The sequence below is a fragment of the Aeromonas sp. Y318-1 genome (assembly GCF_027706125.1).
Classification (GTDB): Bacteria; Pseudomonadota; Gammaproteobacteria; order Enterobacterales; family Aeromonadaceae; genus Aeromonas; species Aeromonas hydrophila.
This window is the reverse complement of the sequence record NZ_JAPDCM010000039.1, coordinates 1-2,531: the sequence shown is the minus strand read 5'-3', so window position 1 is coordinate 2,531 and position 2,531 is coordinate 1. Positions and strand designations below refer to the sequence as shown.

Below are 2,531 nucleotides of genomic sequence, written 5' to 3'. Positions count from 1 at the left end.
AATCGGCTCAAACATGAAGAAATGAAATGACTGAGTCAGCCGAGAAGAATTTCCCCGCTTATTCGCACCTTCCCTAGTTTGGGTATATCCTTCCGCGTGCTATTTATGCACCTTCAAAGGTCACGATTGCCCCGTGGCCTTTTTTTATTTCATTTACCCCGGCCCCTTCAGGTAACATAAACATCACCAGTATGAGCGCAGATGACATAGTTGCGATGGTAAGCCTCGCATACTGGATGTCGATGTTGAGTTCGAGACTCGGCGCATTGCCTCATCCCGCAATGCAAGATACTGCTCCGCCAAACTGTCCCGCCCCTTGCGCCCTTCTACCGCAAGACCCCCATGCTTTACCAGCCAACGCCGAGGCCGGTCTGGTCGCCAGGCCTCAATCGCCGTGCGTAATCTTGACTCACCATCCCGTGAATTAACTCTTAACTGATGTTGACGTGGCACATCACCGCTCCATAACTTTCACTTTTGTACGCGCCCCCCCTTCCCTGCTTTTATTGTCTTGTCAAATAGTAGAAAAGCAGTAACTCCACCCAAAATACCGCACCAAAGATAAAATATATCCGCATCACTACACTCATCTTGTTACCTTCAAAACAAGAAATATATACGACATGGCATCCCCTTCATGCATTTGTTGGCAAGCCACCGAATTTGGGTCTTTCAGATATGGTCAAACAGAACACTTACAACAAGATACACCCTGGGGTGGTAATAACAGGGAGTCCAATCAGGATAGGTGAGAGTCCTGAGTGACGCACCTCTACCCCCGAAAACAGGTATCGTTACAAGAGCGCCTACCATAATGCCGCCTTCATACCTAGCCAATTATTTTCTCACAACAGGCAAAGCAAACATTCATTAATAAAATTATTTTTTATAAAACAGAAATGCCTCATGGCTACATTATTTTATTTTTATATTCAACAGGGTGCTTCGTGATACAGTTATAACTACAGCAACGGATTGCTGTCATATCCCTCCTGGGATGCAACAAAAAGCCGCACTGATGTTGAGTGCGGCTTTTCTATATCTCATTCGAATGCGCAAACTAACCAAAACCAAACGATAACACGAGTATCGCCACGCCAAAAATCCCGACATACATCAGGCATGCCTTACATATCGTCCCCACCCTCACCCTCTTTCACCTTCACCTTCTTGAAGCAGCGCAATACCTGCTCAACATCACTACGCGTTAAGCGCATGTCTGCCCATGAACGCTGCGTGAGCTGCAACCAGCGACAATCCTCGCGCCGCCTTGGTACAGGCATATCCATTCCCACTACCGAGTTCAGATAGTGGCAGGTCTTGGGCTACCCCTTTACCGGCTTGGTCGGCATACTCCAGCCTGCAATCATCCTTACAGACATGACGCTGAAGGTTCCACGCCCCTTACGCTTTTCTTCAATGCTGTTGGGAAACCTTTTACGCAGGGTAACAAGGTGGGAATAAACCTGGGCGCGAGACAGCTTAAACGCCGTCATCACTTGAGGCAGCGTGACCCATCGCCCTTGTTCGTGGAGCCACTGCGCCAGCTGCAAATAGACCGGCATGTTCGCCTGCGACAGACCATGTGCTTCTTCGACCTCTGGCACCTGCTCTTGCTCTTCCCACCCCTGTGTCATCACTCACCCCTTATCGCAATACGCGTCGTCTGTTATTGGCTCACCACCAAAGCACTCCCCACGAAACCGGTCATCATCTGCAAGCTGTGACCACGGCAATTGCACCAGCGCCAACCAGCGCGCATGGCAGCTGGAGTTTGGCATCGGATGCACCGTGTGGACCGTTGTCGAGGTTGTGCCGCGCAACCAAATGTCAGGGCTGGTCATAATCCTGGCCGACAGGCTCCCCCGGTTATGCGCCTGACTTTGCAAGAGCCCGATACTGGGTCGCTTAGCAGCAATCACATTCAAATAACTGCTGACACTGGAACGTGTGAGGCCAAAATGCTCACCTATCTCTCGCCGGGTGACCCAGCGCCCCTGCTCATAAATCCACGCAGCAATGTCACTGTAGCGAGGGGCGTCGCGGCGGTGGATACGGAGCCGGGGGCATTCATCTTGTGTCGGTACCATGACTGTCACCGATGGCATTACACCCTCCTGTCTGACGGCTTACTCAAGTAAATTAAACGGGCTGACCCGCACAGGGTTTTAGTGCAAACATACGCCTGGTATTCGGCGCAGTGGGTTCATCACCCGATGGCAACGATAGGGCGCCGGACAGATACGCGATATCACAGAACGAAAGAGCGCCAGATGAGAAAACACATCTAAACAGGCAACCATGGGCATGATGTGAAAACGCATATAAAACCACGCGTGCAACGTCCACAGCACAACGATTCAACCACCAAATAACCAAATAACCAAATAACCAAATAAAATTAATTTCTTTGTTTTTGCTTCTTCACTGAGACTAAAATTGCAGACGGATAGAGGGGGGGGGGGGGGGGGGGGGGGGGGGGGGGGGGGGGGGGGGGGGGGGGGGGGGGGGGGGGGGGGGGGGGGGGGGGG

1 protein-coding gene is annotated in these 2,531 nt (G+C 51.5%); it reads right to left on the bottom strand.

The window, feature by feature from the left end; all coding sequences use genetic code 11:
* Positions 1-1,325: 1,325 nt before the first annotated feature.
* The gene (locus OKB87_RS23460; RefSeq protein ID WP_270828625.1) at positions 1,326-1,637 is read right to left on the bottom strand and encodes a hypothetical protein; all 312 of its coding nucleotides are present in this window, start codon (positions 1,635-1,637) and stop codon (positions 1,326-1,328) included.
* Between the last annotated feature and the right edge of the window lie 894 nt (positions 1,638-2,531).

What these genes read in the sequence shown, in the direction of transcription:
- OKB87_RS23460 (WP_270828625.1), bottom strand. Translation starts at nt 1,637, where the DNA reads ATGACACAGGGGTGGGAAGAGCAAGAGCAGGTGCCAGAGGTCGAAGAA.